Annotated in this window: 16 protein-coding genes; 15 read left to right on the top strand and 1 reads right to left on the bottom strand. The window is 40.5% G+C overall.

Going from position 1 to position 16,883, the window contains the following annotated elements; genetic code table 11:
* The first annotated feature begins 59 nt into the window (after positions 1 to 59).
* From K3T81_RS15995 to rsmA, 3 genes are all read left to right on the top strand, one after another.
* Complete coding sequence (locus K3T81_RS15995) at positions 60 to 1,316, top strand: G5 and 3D domain-containing protein (protein WP_238021021.1); 1,257 nt, start codon at positions 60 to 62, stop codon at positions 1,314 to 1,316.
* Between the two features lie 353 nt (positions 1,317 to 1,669).
* Positions 1,670 to 2,239 (top strand): ribonuclease M5, encoded by a 570-nt coding sequence (gene rnmV, locus K3T81_RS15990; protein WP_106895371.1) that lies wholly within the window; start codon positions 1,670 to 1,672, stop codon positions 2,237 to 2,239.
* On the top strand, positions 2,229 to 3,107 hold the full coding sequence (rsmA, locus tag K3T81_RS15985; RefSeq protein WP_238021020.1) for a 16S rRNA (adenine(1518)-N(6)/adenine(1519)-N(6))-dimethyltransferase RsmA: 879 nt from the start codon (positions 2,229 to 2,231) through the stop codon (positions 3,105 to 3,107). The genes rnmV and rsmA overlap by 11 nt, the downstream gene beginning before the upstream one ends.
* Positions 3,108 to 3,658: 551 nt before the next feature.
* Here rsmA and K3T81_RS15980 read toward each other — a convergent pair.
* On the bottom strand, positions 3,659 to 3,886 hold the full coding sequence (locus K3T81_RS15980; protein ID WP_238021019.1) for a DUF3953 domain-containing protein: 228 nt from the start codon (positions 3,884 to 3,886) through the stop codon (positions 3,659 to 3,661).
* 233 nt (positions 3,887 to 4,119) lie between these two features.
* Between K3T81_RS15980 and yabG the strand changes: the two genes are divergently transcribed.
* The 12 genes from yabG to mfd all read left to right on the top strand — a co-directional run bounded on the left by yabG (position 4,120) and on the right by mfd (position 16,698).
* Positions 4,120 to 4,986, top strand: coding sequence for a sporulation peptidase YabG (gene yabG / locus K3T81_RS15975; protein ID WP_238021018.1), 867 nt, complete (start codon positions 4,120 to 4,122; stop codon positions 4,984 to 4,986).
* A gap of 227 nt (positions 4,987 to 5,213) precedes the next feature.
* Entirely contained in the window at positions 5,214 to 5,483 is a 270-nt protein-coding gene (gene veg, locus K3T81_RS15970) for a biofilm formation stimulator Veg (protein ID WP_036578197.1), read from the top strand.
* Between the two features lie 164 nt (positions 5,484 to 5,647).
* Entirely contained in the window at positions 5,648 to 5,830 is a 183-nt protein-coding gene (locus tag K3T81_RS15965) for a small, acid-soluble spore protein, alpha/beta type (RefSeq protein ID WP_036578199.1), read from the top strand.
* Between the two features lie 162 nt (positions 5,831 to 5,992).
* Entirely contained in the window at positions 5,993 to 6,844 is an 852-nt protein-coding gene (ispE, locus tag K3T81_RS15960; protein WP_238021048.1) for a 4-(cytidine 5'-diphospho)-2-C-methyl-D-erythritol kinase, read from the top strand.
* Between the two features lie 63 nt (positions 6,845 to 6,907).
* Positions 6,908 to 7,732, top strand: coding sequence for a pur operon repressor (gene purR / locus K3T81_RS15955; protein WP_106895376.1), 825 nt, complete (start codon positions 6,908 to 6,910; stop codon positions 7,730 to 7,732).
* Between the two features lie 137 nt (positions 7,733 to 7,869).
* Positions 7,870 to 8,160: a septation regulator SpoVG gene (gene spoVG / locus K3T81_RS15950; protein WP_036578205.1), complete on the top strand. Its 291-nt coding sequence runs from the start codon at positions 7,870 to 7,872 to the stop codon at positions 8,158 to 8,160.
* A 287-nt stretch (positions 8,161 to 8,447) separates the two neighbouring features.
* On the top strand, positions 8,448 to 9,827 hold the full coding sequence (gene glmU, locus K3T81_RS15945) for a bifunctional UDP-N-acetylglucosamine diphosphorylase/glucosamine-1-phosphate N-acetyltransferase GlmU (RefSeq protein ID WP_106895377.1): 1,380 nt from the start codon (positions 8,448 to 8,450) through the stop codon (positions 9,825 to 9,827).
* 16 nt (positions 9,828 to 9,843) lie between these two features.
* Complete coding sequence (locus tag K3T81_RS15940; RefSeq protein ID WP_238021017.1) at positions 9,844 to 10,797, top strand: ribose-phosphate diphosphokinase; 954 nt, start codon at positions 9,844 to 9,846, stop codon at positions 10,795 to 10,797.
* A 177-nt stretch (positions 10,798 to 10,974) separates the two neighbouring features.
* Positions 10,975 to 11,616 carry a 50S ribosomal protein L25/general stress protein Ctc gene (locus tag K3T81_RS15935; RefSeq protein WP_238021016.1) on the top strand — a complete coding sequence of 214 codons (642 nt, stop codon included), beginning with the start codon at positions 10,975 to 10,977 and terminating at the stop codon, positions 11,614 to 11,616.
* A gap of 530 nt (positions 11,617 to 12,146) precedes the next feature.
* Positions 12,147 to 12,707, top strand: a complete 561-nt coding sequence (gene pth, locus K3T81_RS15930) for an aminoacyl-tRNA hydrolase (RefSeq protein WP_238021015.1) — start codon at positions 12,147 to 12,149, stop codon at positions 12,705 to 12,707.
* Positions 12,708 to 12,878: 171 nt separating this feature from the next.
* On the top strand, positions 12,879 to 13,109 hold the full coding sequence (locus K3T81_RS15925; RefSeq protein WP_036578214.1) for an anti-sigma-F factor Fin: 231 nt from the start codon (positions 12,879 to 12,881) through the stop codon (positions 13,107 to 13,109).
* Positions 13,110 to 13,176: 67 nt separating this feature from the next.
* A complete protein-coding gene (mfd, locus tag K3T81_RS15920) occupies positions 13,177 to 16,698 on the top strand; it encodes a transcription-repair coupling factor (RefSeq protein WP_238021014.1) in 3,522 nt (1,173 codons plus the stop codon).
* The last annotated feature ends 185 nt before the right edge of the window (positions 16,699 to 16,883 follow it).

The following is a 16,883-nucleotide window of genomic DNA, read 5'->3' as shown; positions in this document are numbered from 1 at the left end:
CTTTGACTTTGCATATAACTGTATCTATAATCAAAAATGCATTGAGAGGGGGCAGAAGCATGCGAATTATTTCAAAGCTAATGCCGGCATCGAAAATGAAGCTGGTTATTTCAAGCATTGGTGTTTTAGCACTTGTAGTATTTTCAGGTTTAGTGCTATTTGATGCCACAAAGGCAGAAGTTGTACTAAATGATAATGGGGAAAAACAGAAAGTGAGAACACATGCAACAACGATTGACCAACTGTTAGAAGAGACAGGGATTACCGTTGGGGAACATGATCTGTTGTCACATAAAACAGATACGGCTATTGAAAACGGTATGGAAATCAACTACAAAACAGCTAAACAGATAATCGTTACAATAGATGGAGCAGAGCAGGAGTATTATACAACTGCGGACACAATAGATGAATTTTTAGAGGAGAACGATCTCTCCTTTGCCGATCGTGATGATGTATCACATGATTCGCAGACAGCATTAGAAGATGGACTACATATTGACGTAACGCAAGCATACCAAGTTACTATTCATGACGGCGAGAAAGAAGTAAAAGAATGGACTACTGGCGGAAATGTAAAAGATTTGCTTAATGAAGCTGGCATTGCATTCGATCCAGAAAGCGATGATCGAATTGAACCAAAGCTAGACGAAGCGCTTTCTGCAGAAACTTCCATATCCATCGTTCGTGTTGAAAAAGATAAAGAAGAAGTAAATGAGACGGTTGCCTTTGATACGGAGAAACAAGAGGATAGCAGCCTCCCAAAAGGGGAGGAGCGTGTTGTTTCTGAAGGTGAAGAAGGAACGATTAAAAAGGTATACGAGATTGTCAAAGAGAACGGAAAAGAAGCAAGTCGCGCGTTACTCAGTGAAGAAGTAACGAAAGAATCCAAAAATCGTGTTGTTGCGATCGGTACAAAAGAGCAACAGCCACAAGTAGCGAAAAAGCAGGAATCAAAGAGCGAAGGCAACCTAGTTACCTTAGCTAAAGAGGAGCCGAAAGAGAGCAAGAAACCAAGCTCTAATGGCAAAGTGTTCACAATGACTGCAAGCGCGTATACAGCAGGATGTAGTGGTTGTTCTGGCCATACATCTACTGGAATTGACCTAAATGCAAATCCGAACATGAAAGTAATTGCTGTAGATCCAAGCGTCATTCCATTAGGCACGAGGGTTTGGGTTGAAGGTTATGGAGAAGCCATAGCAGGCGACACAGGTGGCCACATCGTCGGAAATCGGATTGATGTCCACGTTCCAAGCAAAAGCGCAGCATATAGCTGGGGAAGAAAAACAGTAACAGTAAAAGTTCTTGATTAATATTTATGCTCTTACCATGGTATAGTGGTAAGAGCATTATTTATATAGAGCGATAATTAAAAGCATATCCTGCCTGAACTGGCAGTAAACCCTACCAAATGAAGCAAAATGGAATGGATATGGCAGAATAGAAAGGAGTAAATCCTTTCTAGGATTGCGTCATTCTAGCCTGATATTACATTAGTTGAAGCGGAGGACCGTCGACTCCTGCGGGAGAAAAGGCATAGGTGAGACCCCGGAGTGCAGAGCACACGGTGGCTCACCAGCCGCCCGCGGAAAGCGACTGTCCGGAGCGGAGATGGCGCTTTACCTCTATTCCGTGAAGAGATACTGTTAGAAGAAAGAGGAATATAATGAAAATAAAAGAAGTCATTGTTGTGGAAGGTAGAGATGACACAGCCAAGATTTCGCAGGCTGTCAATGCCGATACAATTGAAACAAATGGATCTGCCATTAATAGCGCGACTATTGAGCAGATCAGACATGCACAAGAAAAACGGGGCATCATCATTTTTACAGACCCGGATTATCCCGGTGAACGAATCCGTCACATCGTTAACCAGGCTGTACCTGGCTGTAAGCATGCATTCTTAACTCCAGATCAGGCTAGAGCCAACTCTATTCGGAGACGCAGTTTAGGGATTGAACATGCTTCTCTAGACGCAATTCAACAAGCATTAGCAGATGTGTATGAATTAAAGGAAGTAGAACAAAGTGACATAACAAAGGAAGATCTTGTGCAAGAAGGACTTATCGGAGGCGCAGGCGCAAGTAATAGGCGGAAGCGACTTGGTGAGCTTTTACAAATAGGGCATACTAATGGAAAACAACTCTTAAAACGTTTGACCATGTTTCAAATTACAAAAGCACAATTTGAAGAAGCTATGAAGCAACTGCAACAGGAGGATCGTCATGACAAATAATAAATATATCGCAACACCCACCCGCACGAAAGAGATTCTAAATAAATATAAATTTACGTTCAAAAAAAGCCTTGGACAGAACTTTCTTATTGATAGCAATGTCCTTGAAAATATTATTGCGCATGCTGGAATTGATAAACAGGCAGGAGCGATTGAAATTGGGCCGGGAATTGGCGCCTTAACGGAACAACTTGCAATACATGCAGACAAAGTCGTTGCCTTTGAAATTGATCAAAGATTGATGCCGGTTCTTCAAGACACACTTGGCGATTATGACAATGTACAAATTGTAAATGAAGACATATTAGAGGCAGATGTGGCAGAAACCATTGCAGCTAATTTCCCGAAAAAGCAACCTGTCCATGTTGTAGCTAACTTACCATATTATATTACGACTCCTATATTGTTAAAGCTGCTTCATGAAGATCTTCCTGTAACAAGTCTAACCGTAATGATCCAAAAAGAGGTTGCAGAGAGGATGGCAGCAGGACCGAATAATAAAAGCTATGGATCTTTAACCATCGCTGTTCAATATTACACAGAGGCTGCTGTCGTGATGGATGTTCCCAAGCAGGTCTTTATGCCACAGCCGAATGTTGACTCAAGCATCTTGCGATTAGTAAAAAGGGACAAGCCCCCAGTAGAAGTGGATAATGAAAAATACTTCTTTGCGTTAATTAAGGCAAGTTTTGCTCAACGTCGTAAAACGCTACGAAATAACCTAACGAGCTATTTCAATGGTGCAATAGATAAAGAAGCAATTAATCAGACATTAGAAAGCATCGGCATTGATGGAACAAGACGTGGTGAATCTCTAGATATCCAGGAATTCGCTACATTAGCTAATGCCTTCTATAGATTAGGATAGAGAAAGACACACCTTGAAGTTAGGTGAGGTAAATTTAAACATAGGGTGAGAGAAAAGAGAATTAAACAAAAAGTCGGATGCTCAAACGAATTATTGTAAAAAATCCAAATAAATTCGGATAGTCCCTAATCTCTTTGTATCTAATTACAATTTAGCGAAGGAAAATGCGGAAACTCCTTGAAAATGCATTCGCATTTTCTGCGTGCGATGAATCGCTGACGAAGCCTTACTTGTCCAGTGGAAACAGCACGAGTCCGAAGGCCCCGTAAGGTAGGTAAAGGAACAAAGGCTAAGGGCGCCACGTCCTGTGGCAACGCCTTCGTGACCAACATCCTGTTGGCCCGAGACTAAGGCCGTGCCCACGGAAAGTGGAGTATTTTCAGTAGCGGTAATTGAGCAGTCTTTTTTCATATTTATTTTTGCTTGTCTTAATAGAGGGCTGAGACGTTATGTCTCAGCCCTTTGTTATAGTTAATGCATTAAAACAAGGGACGACAATTTTTAGTAAGAAGCTACATACTCCTTATCCCCTCTAATGTGAAAACCTTAAATTAATAGTACCCTTTTACTGAAACAAATAGTAATAATAAAAAAATAATAACGAGTAACACACCATATGATTTTCGTTCATTCTTGAATTCTTCTAATCCCATTACCAACATCATTAAACCTAGAAAGAACACCATGTAAGGCTGAAATTTAAAATCCCCCGTAATTAACCCATAAACTGCAAATAATATAGCTACAGTCGCAAAAATGAAACGGAATACTGTTAGCAAAGAAAGCCCCCCTTATAAATGATCATCGCTCGATAATTAAACTAATTCAGTGCCTAGAGTGGTGTGCTAAGAATACAAACCAAGTTAACCCTTTTTAACGTGTATTTGCCGTCTTTCCTTTTTGTTCCAGTGTAACACATTGCCCGTTAGCCCACTTTGCCTCCGCACGGTTCTCGGTATTGCTTCATAGGCTATAGAAGCAATGCTTTGGATAACGGAAGGCTGTGAAGGAAATGGATTTAAGGAAAGGCGGACTAGTAACAAGAAAGTCATATAACCATGATCTTCTCTTTCGGGTCGACAAGGTGGAAAAAGGGGTGGCGGCTTTGTTCGGCGAAGATATCCGACTCGAGGCAGACGCACCAGTCAATGATCTTACTATTGTGGCAGAGAGAGAACTGGAAAAGCACCGCAAGAAAGGCAAAGAGCAAGAGGAGTTTTCCTATCGTTTGTTTCGCCAGGACTATCAACTTTTAAAGGAAAAACGAGAATATCAATCAACAGATGGCTACCAATATGAAGCGAAAATCTTTCAACTGCCCGCAAAAGTGCTTCATTTAGATGGGGATCAAATGTATTTACAGAAATGTATTGAGCTTTATCAACGAATGGGGCTTCAAGTGCATGGTATTCATTTAAATGAAAAAGACATGCCACATGAAATCGGGCAGCTCATTGATAAAATACAGCCTGATATCCTCGTGATCACGGGACACGATTCCTTCTCGAAAAATAAAGGGATAAAAAATGACCTACGAGCCTACAGGCATTCAAAGTATTTTGTGGAGACAGTAAGAGAGGCGAGGAGAAGTAACCCTAATTTAGACCAACTCGTTATCTTTGCTGGCGCATGTCAGTCACACTTTGAATCCTTAATAAGGGCTGGAGCCAACTTTGCGAGCTCGCCACGGCGAGTTAACATACATGCCTTAGATCCTGTCTATATCGCTGCAAGAATCGCTTACACGCCGTTTATGGAGAAGGTAAGCGTATGGGAAGCTTTGCGGAACACTTTAAGTGGAGAAAAAGGAATGGGCGGTGTGGAAACAAGAGGTTTGCTCAGAACAGGTATGCCATATATGGAGGATGATGAAATGTAAGGAGCTCCTTACCTAAGGGTAAGTGTGCTCCTCTTGGCAGTAGGACATGCACCTATAAAAGTAATATATTTCAAAAAACAGTACATAAATTGTTAAGTTTTACAAATAATACTGAAAATCGACAAAATAAATTGTTGACATTAAAAATGATATCTTGTTATAATAAAAAGTTTTATTTGACTATTAAACAAGCTTATGTTACGATGTTAACAGTGAGGTGGAGTATAGTGGCTAAAACATTAATCGAAATTAAGCAAGGTCTTGAAGGTCACGTTGGAAAGCGATTAAAGCTTAAAGCCAACGGTGGTAGAAGGAAAACGATTGAACGGTCCGGAGTACTAGCAGAGACGTATCCTTCAGTTTTTATTGTGGAGCTGGACCAAGAAGAAAATGCATTCGAACGTGTTTCATACAGCTATGCGGACGTGTTAACAGAGACAGTAGAGTTAAGTTTTGCAGAAGAACGAGCAGCAATAGCATCAATCATGGAGCAGTAGACATTCGTTTACTGCTTTTATTTTTTTACAAGCAACCCGAGTAATGGAAGGAAAACCCAGCGTATTATTTTCCTTTTTTACATACTTCTGCTTGGTGTTGAGTTGACCTTTTGGCATAAACTATAGATGTCGTAAAAACTCATGCAGAAGGGGGTTGTTCTTTCATGGCTAGACGTAGAGGGATGATGTCAGACCAATTGAAAGAAGAAATTGCAAAAGAGTTAGGATTTTACGACACAGTAAAGCAAGAGGGCTGGGGCGGTATCAAGGCAAGGGATGCCGGTAATATGGTGAAACGTGCAATTGAAATGGCCGAACAGAATATGCAAACCAAAGGCAGACCTTAATAGGGTTTGCCTTTTGGTTTTTTTGTTCAATATATAATATTACATTCGTTGCCGAATCAATTTGCTGGTTCCTTTTCACATTATAGGTGCTTGGCGCATAGGTCGCCACTGTTTTTTGAATATGTTACAATTTGTTTATCTATGTACAAGAAGGTGACGGTGTTGGTACTTTTTGAGAAAGCTCCCGCCAAAATAAACTTATCACTAGATGTGTTAAGTAAACGAGATGATGGCTACCATAATGTTGAAATGATTATGACCACCATCGACCTTTCTGATCGGATTGAGTTTCATGAATTGAAAAAGGATCGGATAACCATTTCCCTTGAAAGCAGGTTTGTCCCAAGTGACGAACGGAACTTGGCATATAAAGCCGCGGCTTTGTTTAAGGAACGTTATGGCATTAAAGCTGGGGTGCATATAAAAATTGAAAAGAATATACCAGTTTCTGCAGGACTTGGTGGTGGCAGTTCAGATGCTGCTGCAGTATTGCGGGGATTGAATAGGCTTTGGTCAAAGAATTTATCCTTAAAGGAATTAGCATGTCTTGGAGCTGAACTTGGTACGGATGTCCCTTTTTGTGTCTACGGAGGTACTGGGATTGCAACTGGACGTGGAGAGAACGTGGAACTGCTTAAAACGGCCCCGGCTTGTTGGGTTGTGCTTGCTAAGCCAAATATTGGCGTCTCTTCAGGTGCGGTATTCCAACAAATTAAGTTGCATGAGATTGAACATCCAAATATCGAGAAGCTAATGAAAGCATTGGATAAAAATGACTTTTCCATGATTTGTGCCCATTTGGGGAACGCATTAGAAAGTATAACGATGGCGTTACATCCAGAAGTTCGTCATATTAAAGAGACGATGATGCAAGCAGGTGCTACCGGGACCTTGATGAGCGGAAGTGGGCCGACTGTTTATGGACTTGCGATGCAAGAAAGTAAAGCGCAACGTATATATAACGGGATGCGTGGATTTTGTGAGGAGGTCTTTTTAGTACGACTTTTAGGATGATCTTCCTAAATGCATATATTAATGTTATAATATGTATCAAATATTCGGTTTTGAGGTGTGGAAATGAAAAGAAGCAATCGCTTGGTTACATTGACTAACTTTTTTTTGGAAAATCCTAGAGAGCATGTACAATTACCATACTTTGTCCGGCTTCTGCAAACAACGAAAGCTTCTGTCAGTGAGGATATGGATATAATTGATGCAGTATTTCAGCAAGAAGGTTTGGGCTATTTAAATCGTACTACTGGAGCTGCTGGCGGAGTGAAGTTTATACCTGAATTTTCCCAAAAGAAAAGCTTTCAGTTTATTGAAAAGCTAAGACAAAAACTCGAGGATCCAAGTAGAATTCTCCCTGGTGGATATTTATATATGAGCGACCTCTTAGGAAACCCTAAAACAGTAAAAGAAATTGGTCGTGTCTTTGCTTCGGTATTTTCAAAGTCTCACATAGACGTGGTCGTAACGGTAGCGACAAAAGGAATACCCCTAGCTTATGCGGTAGCTTCATTTCTCGATGTCCCTGTTGTCATTGTGAGAAGAGACCCGAAAGTAACAGAAGGATCTTCTGTAAGTATTAATTATGTTTCTGGATCATCACGTAAGATACAAACAATGGTCCTGCCAAAAAGAAGTCTTCAGGAAGGTGCCAATGTCTGTATTATTGATGATTTCATGAAAGCTGGCGGAACTATTACCGGCATGGTAAGCCTGCTTGAAGAGTTTAATGCCAATGTAAAAGCTATTGGAGTACTTGCAGAAGCGGATGACGAGGAAGAGGAACGGGTTGTAGACAACTACACTTCCTTAATTAAAATTTCCCATGTAGATATTAAGGGTAAAAAGATCGAAGTACAGGCTGGAAACATAGGAGAAAAGTCCTCTGAGTAGCGATTTTTTTAACAAACAAAGCCTCTTTTCCCACTTTTTTTGAAAATAATAAATTTTTTTCTAAGAAAAAGAAGGATTTTCCTTTTATTTGTTGAACTTGTTAATTAAGTTCTAATGGGAAAAGGTGGTGAAACATCATGGAAGTAACAGACGTTAGATTACGCCGCGTTAATACAGAAGGAAGAATGCGTGCTATTGCGTCGATTACACTGGATCAAGAGTTTGTCGTTCATGATATCCGTGTCATCGATGGAAACAACGGTTTATTTGTAGCAATGCCTTCCAAGCGGACTCCGGATGGAGAGTTCAGAGATATTGCACACCCAATTAATTCCGGGACGCGTGGAAAGATTCAAGATGCTGTATTAGAAGAATATCGTCGTGCAGGGGAAGAAGATGTAGAGTATGAAGAAGCGGGCGCTTCCTAAATCGTTAATCCTGCATGATCACAACTAGAGGTCTAATCTTACAACAGGTTAGCCTTCTTTTTTTGCGAAAAAGGGGCTGAAATGGAAGATCTATGTGAATGTTCCCCGCCCTTTCCACCCTTCATTATCAATTCCTCTCTATATGCAGGTAGTAGAGCAATTAGTGTTGAAATCCATGGCTATTTAGGATATATTCATTATGGATTAAATTATAAACGTACAATTTTTATTCTTAATATCGTAATGAATGAATAATAGAGCTTAATACAAACATGGAGGTCTCCTTAATGACAAATCGGTATGCGGTAATCCTAGCAGCGGGTCAGGGAACTAGAATGAAATCAAAGTTATATAAAGTACTTCATCCTGTAATGGGCCGCCCTATGGTTCAGCATGTATTAGAACAAGTGAAGGCGGTCAACCTTGAAAGTGTCGTTACTGTGGTTGGCTTTGGGGCAGACAAAGTTGCGGAATACATAGGACATGAAAGTGAATTAGTAGTACAGGAAGAGCAATTAGGAACAGGACATGCCGTTATTCAGGCAAAGGAACGCCTAAGAGATAAAGAGGGAACTACTATTGTTGTGTGTGGTGACACACCTTTAATTAAAGGTGAAACGTACATGGAATTATTTGCACACCATGAGCGCACAGGAGCAAAGGCAACGATTCTTACAGCCAAGGCACCAAATCCGTCTGGATATGGAAGGGTCATTCGAAATGAAGACAACGAAGTAGAAAGAATTGTCGAGCATAAAGATGCAAGTGAACAGGAGCTTATGGTAGATGAAATAAATACAGGTACTTATTGCTTTGATAATCAGGCCTTGTTTGCAGCGCTTGAGCATGTTTCAAATGATAACGCACAAGGAGAGTACTATTTGCCTGACGTCATTGAAATCCTTCGCAAACAGTCTGACGTAGTAAGTGGATTTTTAACGCCAGATTTTGAAGAAACACTTGGGATTAATGACAGAGTTGCCTTAGCGCAAGCGGAGGGAATTCTGAAACAACGAATTAATGAAAAGCACTTACGTAATGGAGTTGGAATCATTGATCCAAGCAATACGTACATTCATCCTGACGTTGTAATTGAACCGGATGCTATCATCCACCCAGGAACGGTAATTAAAGGAAATACTACCATTAAAAGCGATGCTGAGATTGGTCCCTTCACAGAAATAACGAATTGTTATATTGGAGAGAATACGGTTATTAAACAAAGCGTTGCGTCTGACAGCCATATAGGCGACCGCGTTAAGGTTGGACCATTTGCCCATATTCGTCCTGAATCTTCTATTGGAGATGAAGCGAAGATCGGTAACTTTGTTGAAATAAAGAAAACCACCCTTGAGCATAGTAGCAAGGTTTCTCACCTTAGTTATATTGGCGATGCGCATGTTGGAAGCAATGTTAATGTTGGTTGTGGTACAATTACAGTGAACTATGATGGAAAGAATAAATTTTTGACAACGATAGAGGACGATGCATTTATTGGATGTAACTCCAACTTAATTGCACCGGTCACAATTGGCAAAGGTTCTTACGTCGCTGCTGGCTCTACTATAACCAAAAATGTCCCTGAGGATTCGCTGTCTGTCGCGCGTGCCAGACAAACGAATAAAGAAGGGTACGCATCAAAAATCAAAAACAGACAAAAAGATTAACGGAGGGTTCTAACTCATGGCATCTACTTACAAAGATTCATCTTTGAAAGTATTCTCTTTAAACTCAAATCTTAAATTGGCGGAAGATATCGCTAATCACATTGGCACTACTTTAGGTAAATGTTCGGTTACACGATTCAGTGATGGAGAAATTCAAATCAACCTAGAAGAAAGTATTCGTGGCTGTGATGTTTATGTTGTCCAGTCAACATGCTCCCCTGTAAATGAACATTTAATGGAGTTATTAATTATGATTGATGCGCTTAAACGTGCATCAGCAAGATCTATCAATATTGTGATGCCTTACTATGGTTATGCCCGTCAGGACCGTAAAGCAAGATCCCGTGAACCAATCGCTGCGAAATTAGTAGCAGACCTTGTGGAAAGAGCTGGTGCTACAAGGGTGATCACACTTGATCTCCATGCACCGCAAATTCAAGGTTTCTTTGATATTCCGATTGACCACTTACAAGGGGTCCCTATCCTATCTGACTACTTTGAGACTAAAAACTTAGAGGATATCATTGTCGTTTCCCCAGACCATGGAGGAGTTACGCGTGCCCGTAAAATGGCTGATCGTTTAAAAGCACCAATTGGAATTATTGATAAACGTAGACCGCGTCCAAACGTTGCTGAAATAATGAATATTGTAGGTAACATTGAAGGCAAGACGGCGATATTAATTGATGATATCATTGATACAGCTGGTACCATCACACTTGCTGCAAATGCTTTAATAGAAAATGGAGCGAAAGAAGTGTATGCATGCTGTACACATCCTGTTCTTTCCGGTCCGGCAATTGAACGGATTGATAACTCAAAGATTAAGGAATTAGTTATTACAAACTCAATTCCTTTAACCGAAGATAAAAAGAGTGATAAGATCACGCCACTATCTGTTGCACCGTTAATCGGGGAAGCAATTATTCGAGTTCACGAATTACAATCGGTAAGTATTTTATTTGATTAAATGTTTAGCAGACTGATTTAATGGGTAATATCTAAATGGAGCGTATTTTAGAAATACTAGTAGAGTGTCACATGAAACTGATGAGAAGGCTTTGCTAGACACTGCGTAGAATATACACACGAAACATAAAAGAGAGAAAACGGCTAAGTTTTTTAACTAATTTGGAGGGTGATGAATATGGCAGTAAAGCTAAAATCAACAAACCGAGAAGATCTTACAAAATCAGCTACAAAACAAGTGAGAAACAGTGGGGGAGTCCCAGCTGTTGTATATGGTCAAGGTAAAGAACCGAAGTCTATATCTGTTGATAGCATTGAGCTTGTGAAGACAGTTCGCGATGAAGGTAGAAATGCTATCATTTCACTCGACTTAGAGAATAGTGAATCTGTCGATGTGATGCTGCATGATTATCAGATTGATCCGATTAAGGACGAGCTCATCCATGCTGACTTCTATGTTGTAAATATGTCTGAAGAGATGGATGTAGAGGTATCACTACGCTTTGAAGGAGAGGCACAAGGCGCTAAAGACGGCGGTGTACTACAACAGCCATTATACACATTACAGGTTCGTGCTAAGCCTAGCAGTATTCCAGAAGAGATTACAGTTGATGTAAGCTCCCTTGAAATTGGCGATAGCTTAACAGTTGCAGACCTATCAACATCTGGTAGCTACAAAATTCTAGATGAGCAAGATACTACGGTTGCAACGATCGTTGCTCCAGATACGCTTGATGATGTAGAAGAAGCACCAGAAGAGGGCGACAAGCCTGAACTAGTTGATCCTGAAGCAGAGACTCTAAACAAAGAGAATAAGTAGTACGTCTATCGTTAGGCATTGCTAAACTTAATTTTAATATTAATAGAAAAAATATATAGACCCTCCCTCTCCAAAGAGGGAGGTTTGTTGTATTTTATAACAAAAGCGAAGAGCGCACGTTTAGCGACGTACGAACTGGACTGAGCCGTAGGAGATAAAGGAATCACGATGAGGTACGAATCGATGATGACTTATTGTACGGAGGTAAAGGAAGTTGCGCTAGTCGCTGTGTGCTCGTAGCTAGCCGAAACAAAAGCGAAGAGCGCACGTTAAAGGAATCATGCCCCTGCAAAAGGGGTATGTCGACGTTGGCCGGCAAGGCCGAACTAAGTCGACCTACCTTAATTTGCAATCGATGATGACTTTCACCCTCCGGGTATAAGTGCGACTAAGCCTCTGGTTAACACCAATCGGCAAGTCTTCTTTATTGTACGGAGGTAAAGGAAGTTGCGCTAGTCGCTGTGTGCTCGTAGCTAGCCGAAACAAAAGCGAAGAGCGCACGTATATAATTTAAAAAGGGACGAGTGTAAATGAAGTGTATCGTTGGACTGGGTAATCCAGGGAAAAAGTATAAAGATACCAGGCATAATGCTGGCTTTATGGTGATAGATGAATTGCTACGCCGCCACGGCTGGTCTTTAAATAAATCCAAATTTAATGCTGATTATGCGATGGAGACGCTTAACGGAAGTAAAATGCTTCTTGTCGAACCACAGACATATATGAATCTATCCGGTGATGCAATTAGACCATTGCTTGATTATTATTCGATTGGTGTTGAAGATGTGCTTATTATCTATGATGATCTTGACTTGCCCCCAGGGAAGATAAGATTACGGCAAAAAGGTGGACATGGTGGTCATAATGGTATTAGGTCGACTATCTCTCATTTAGGAACCAAAGAATTTAAGCGAATCCGAATTGGTGTAGGCAGACCAACTACACCTGTACCCGTAGTAGATTACGTGCTAGGACAATTTCATAAAGCAGAGCAAAGCGATGTACAGCAAAGTATTGAGAAAGCTGCTGATGCATGCGAACTTTGGCTAGATAAGCCATTTTTAGAGGTAATGAATGACTATAATAGTTGACACCTGTATCAGTTAGGACGAGTTTGTTCCGCCATAACTTGCAGTAGGCACACCACCAATTGAAGTTTCACTTTATTGTGCTAGTTGGTGTTATTCTTACATAGGTATAAGGAAACAGCCTTGGGGTTAAACTAAACAAGACATCTTGTTGGTTTCCAAGGAGGTTAAAAGGTGCCTATTATTTATAAGTGTAGACATTGCACGAAGGAGATTGGAAGGTTAGATCATCAAATCGTCGAGTCAACCATGCTTGGTTTTGATCAATTAACCACAAAGGAAAAAGAAGATATGATAAAATACAAGACGAACGGTGACGTCGAGATAACGTCCATATGTGAAAGTTGTGAAGATACATTAGGTCACAATCCTCATTATCATGAGCTAGACTTTTTTATACAGTAGAAGCAATAAAGCTTTGGTGCTCAAGCCAAAGCATTTTTGCGTTTATTCAGCAGGCGGAGGTTTAGGAATGAAAGGTATTAATAAGTTTTTAAAATCTAAAGAAGATATCCAATCTATTATAAGTGGAATAGAAAGTGGCATGAAGGAACAGCTCGTAGCAGGGCTCTCTGGCTCTGCGCGGAGTATTCTTGTGTCCATCTTAAACGAATCGACAAAACGGCCTGTTTTATTAGTAACCCATCAGCTTGTCCAGGCCCAGCAATTATATGATGATTTATCCGAAATCATGGAAGAAGATACTGTCCATCTTTATCCTGTTAACGAGTTAATAGCCTCCGAGATAGCGATTGCCAGCCCAGAGCTGAGGAGTCAGCGAATTGAATCTCTAACAGCTTGGGCAAACCGTGAGACAGGAGTTTTGATTGCGCCAGTAGCCGCATTGAAGCGCTTACTCCCGCCCACACACTACTGGGAAAACTACCAGCTCGAATTTAAGCTTGGTGAAGAGATAAAGATCGATAACTATCTGTCCTCTTTAATTGATATGGGCTACGAGCACGCTTCCATGGTTGCTTCACCAGGAGAGTTTAGTAGACGTGGCGGTATTATTGATATTTATCCTATAACAGAAGAGCATCCTATTCGTATTGAGTTATTTGATGAGGAAATTGACTCAATACGCTATTTTGATGCAGGGACACAGCGTTCGTTGGATACATTACAGGAGGTAATGGTTGGCCCGGCAACAGAGTTATTGCTCACACAAGAGGATATTCTATCAGGAGGGGAACGCCTCGAAGAAGCCCTGGCAGTTAGCATGAAGAGTCTTAAGTCTTCTGAAGCAAAGGAAACACTCAATGAATCCCTATCTCATGATATTGATCGATTAAAAAACCTTGAACGTTTTCAGGAAATGTACAAATATATTGGGTATCTTTATCAAGAACCTGCTAGTTTATTAGATTACTTACCAGATAATGGTTTGATTATCATGGATGAAATGAGCCGTATTCAGGAAACAGCAATAAACCTTGATACGGAAGAAGGAGAATGGTATAGCAGCCTCCTGGAGACGAACAGGATGGTGAAAAACAGTAAGTTCTCTTTTGACTGGAACCAGGTTTGGGACCATCTAGAGCACCAACGTCTCTACATGTCTGTTTTCCTGCGACATATACCAAACACGCAACCACAAAACATTATAAATCTGTCATCACGGGCGATGCAGGAATTCCATGGGCAAATGCATTTATTTAAGAATGAATTGCTTCGCTGGGAAAAAGGTGAATTTTCAGTTGTTATTCTGGCACCAAATGAAAAACGGGCAGAGAAAATTCATTCCATCCTTACAGACTATGACATTGAGGCGTCTGTAACGAAGAACCTTGAACTGCCTGCTGAAAAGCCCGTTATAACGGTAGGAAATATGAATGGCGGTATTGAACTGCCTATGCATAAGCTTGTTTTAATTACCGAGAAGGAATTATTTAAAAAGCAGACAAAGCGAAAAAGAAGACAGCAGAAGATATCTAATGCCGAGCGGATCAAAAACTACCAAGAGTTAAAGGTAGGCGATTACGTGGTGCACGCCAATCACGGGATTGGCCGCTATCTTGGTATTGAGACATTGGAATTAAACAATATGCATAAGGATTATATGCTTATTAAGTATTCCGGTGATGACAAGCTGTTTGTACCAATAGATCAGATTGATCAGGTTCAAAAATTCGTTGGTTCAGAAGGTAAGGAGCCTAAGTTATATAAGCTTGGTGGGAGTGAATGGTCCAAGGTTAAACGTAAGGTACAGTCTTCTGTCGAGGATATTGCGGATGATTTAATTAAACTCTATGCTGAGCGTGAGGCACAAAGAGGTTATGCATTCTCCGGGGATACGGAGATGCAGCGTGAATTCGAAGCGTCCTTCCCTTATCAGGAAACAGAGGATCAATTAAGATGTATTGAAGAAATTAAAGTTGATATGGAGCGAGAAAGACCAATGGATCGCTTGCTTTGTGGGGATGTTGGTTATGGTAAAACAGAGGTGGCAATCCGTGCTGCCTTTAAAGCGGTGGCTGACGGCAAACAAGTTGCTATCCTTGTACCAACAACGATTCTTGCCCAGCAGCACTATGAAACAATACGGGAAAGATTTCAGGACCATGCCATTAACATTGAATTAATGAGTAGATTCCGCACGCGAAAACAACAAACCGAAACAACAAAAGGATTAAAAAAGGGTACGGTTGACGTTGTAATTGGAACACATCGAATTCTTTCCAAGGATTTGGAATACCGTGATCTTGGACTATTAATAGTTGATGAGGAACAGCGCTTTGGAGTAAAGCATAAGGAAAAGATAAAACAAATGAAAACAAATGTGGATGTCTTAACGCTTACGGCTACTCCAATTCCACGTACGCTTCATATGTCGATGCTTGGTGTTAGAGATCTCTCTGTTATTGAAACACCACCCGAGAATCGCTTTCCAATCCAGACTTATGTTATGGAATATAATCCAATCTTTATGAGAGAAGCCATTGAGCGAGAAATGGCCCGAGGTGGACAGGTTTTCTTCCTATACAACCGTGTGGAGAATATCGATAAGGTAGCAAGAGATTTAGGTACACTTGTAGGAGATGCGCGTATTGCTGTGGCACATGGTCAAATGAATGAGTCGGAGCTGGAGAACGTTATTTTTGCCTTTTTAGAAGGAGAATATGATGTATTGGTAAGCACAACCATCATTGAGACAGGTGTGGACATACCGAATGTGAATACCTTAATTGTAAACGATGCAGACCGTATGGGACTAAGTCAGCTGTACCAACTGCGTGGTCGAGTCGGACGTTCTAATCGTGTTGCTTATGCGTATTTTACCTATAAAAAAGATAAGGTACTTACAGAGGTAGCAGAAAAAAGGCTTCAGGCAATTAAAGAGTTTACCGAGCTTGGATCCGGGTTTAAAATTGCTATGCGCGACCTATCCATTCGTGGGGCTGGTAATTTGCTAGGCTCTCAGCAGCATGGTTTCATTGATTCTGTTGGTTTTGATATGTATTCACAAATGTTAAAAGATGCCATTGATGCAAGAAAAGCAGGTAAGGAACTTGAGGATATCACGCCATTTGAGCCGGAGCTTGCCTTAAATCTTGATGCTTACATTCCAGAAACGTACATCCCTGATGAGAAGCAAAAAATTGATATTTATAAGCAATTCCAAACCATTGAAGAATCAGAGGATATTACAGAGTTAACAGATGAATTAATGGATCGTTTTGGTGACTATCCTGAAGAAGTAGAGAATTTATTTACTGTAACGAAGCTCAAGATGAGTGCGAAGCAGGAAAGAGTCGAATCGATTAGCGAAAAAAATACCAAAATTGAGTTACTTGTTGAAGAGAACCGCAGTCAACAAATTGACGGTGCCAAATTATTTGAGCTTGCAAATAATTATGGCAGGAATGTCCAGTTAGGAACAGAAAGTAATAAACTGAAAATCGTCTTTAAAAGCACACAGGACTCAAAACATCAACGGTATGAGATCGTTTCAAAATTTATTCAAGAGCTAAATAAGCTTGATCGGGAATAATGGACTACGATTTGGCGACGAATGCTTTTATACCCATGCAGTAAGTTTAAAAATTCCTATACTTTTTTTCCTGTAGCTGTGAAAAATTGGTTCATCATGTATAGTCTTCCTAAGTTGATTCATACTAAGTTCACAGTTGGTGAATGATGACCCCGTGAGAAAAGGATTAACAGAAAAAAGAAATT

It is taken from the genome of Oceanobacillus jordanicus (assembly GCF_022095695.1).
Lineage (GTDB): Bacteria > Bacillota > Bacilli > Bacillales > Amphibacillaceae > Oceanobacillus_B > Oceanobacillus_B jordanicus.
Note: the sequence above shows the minus strand (reverse complement) of the source record. Positions and strands in the feature narration are given on the sequence as shown.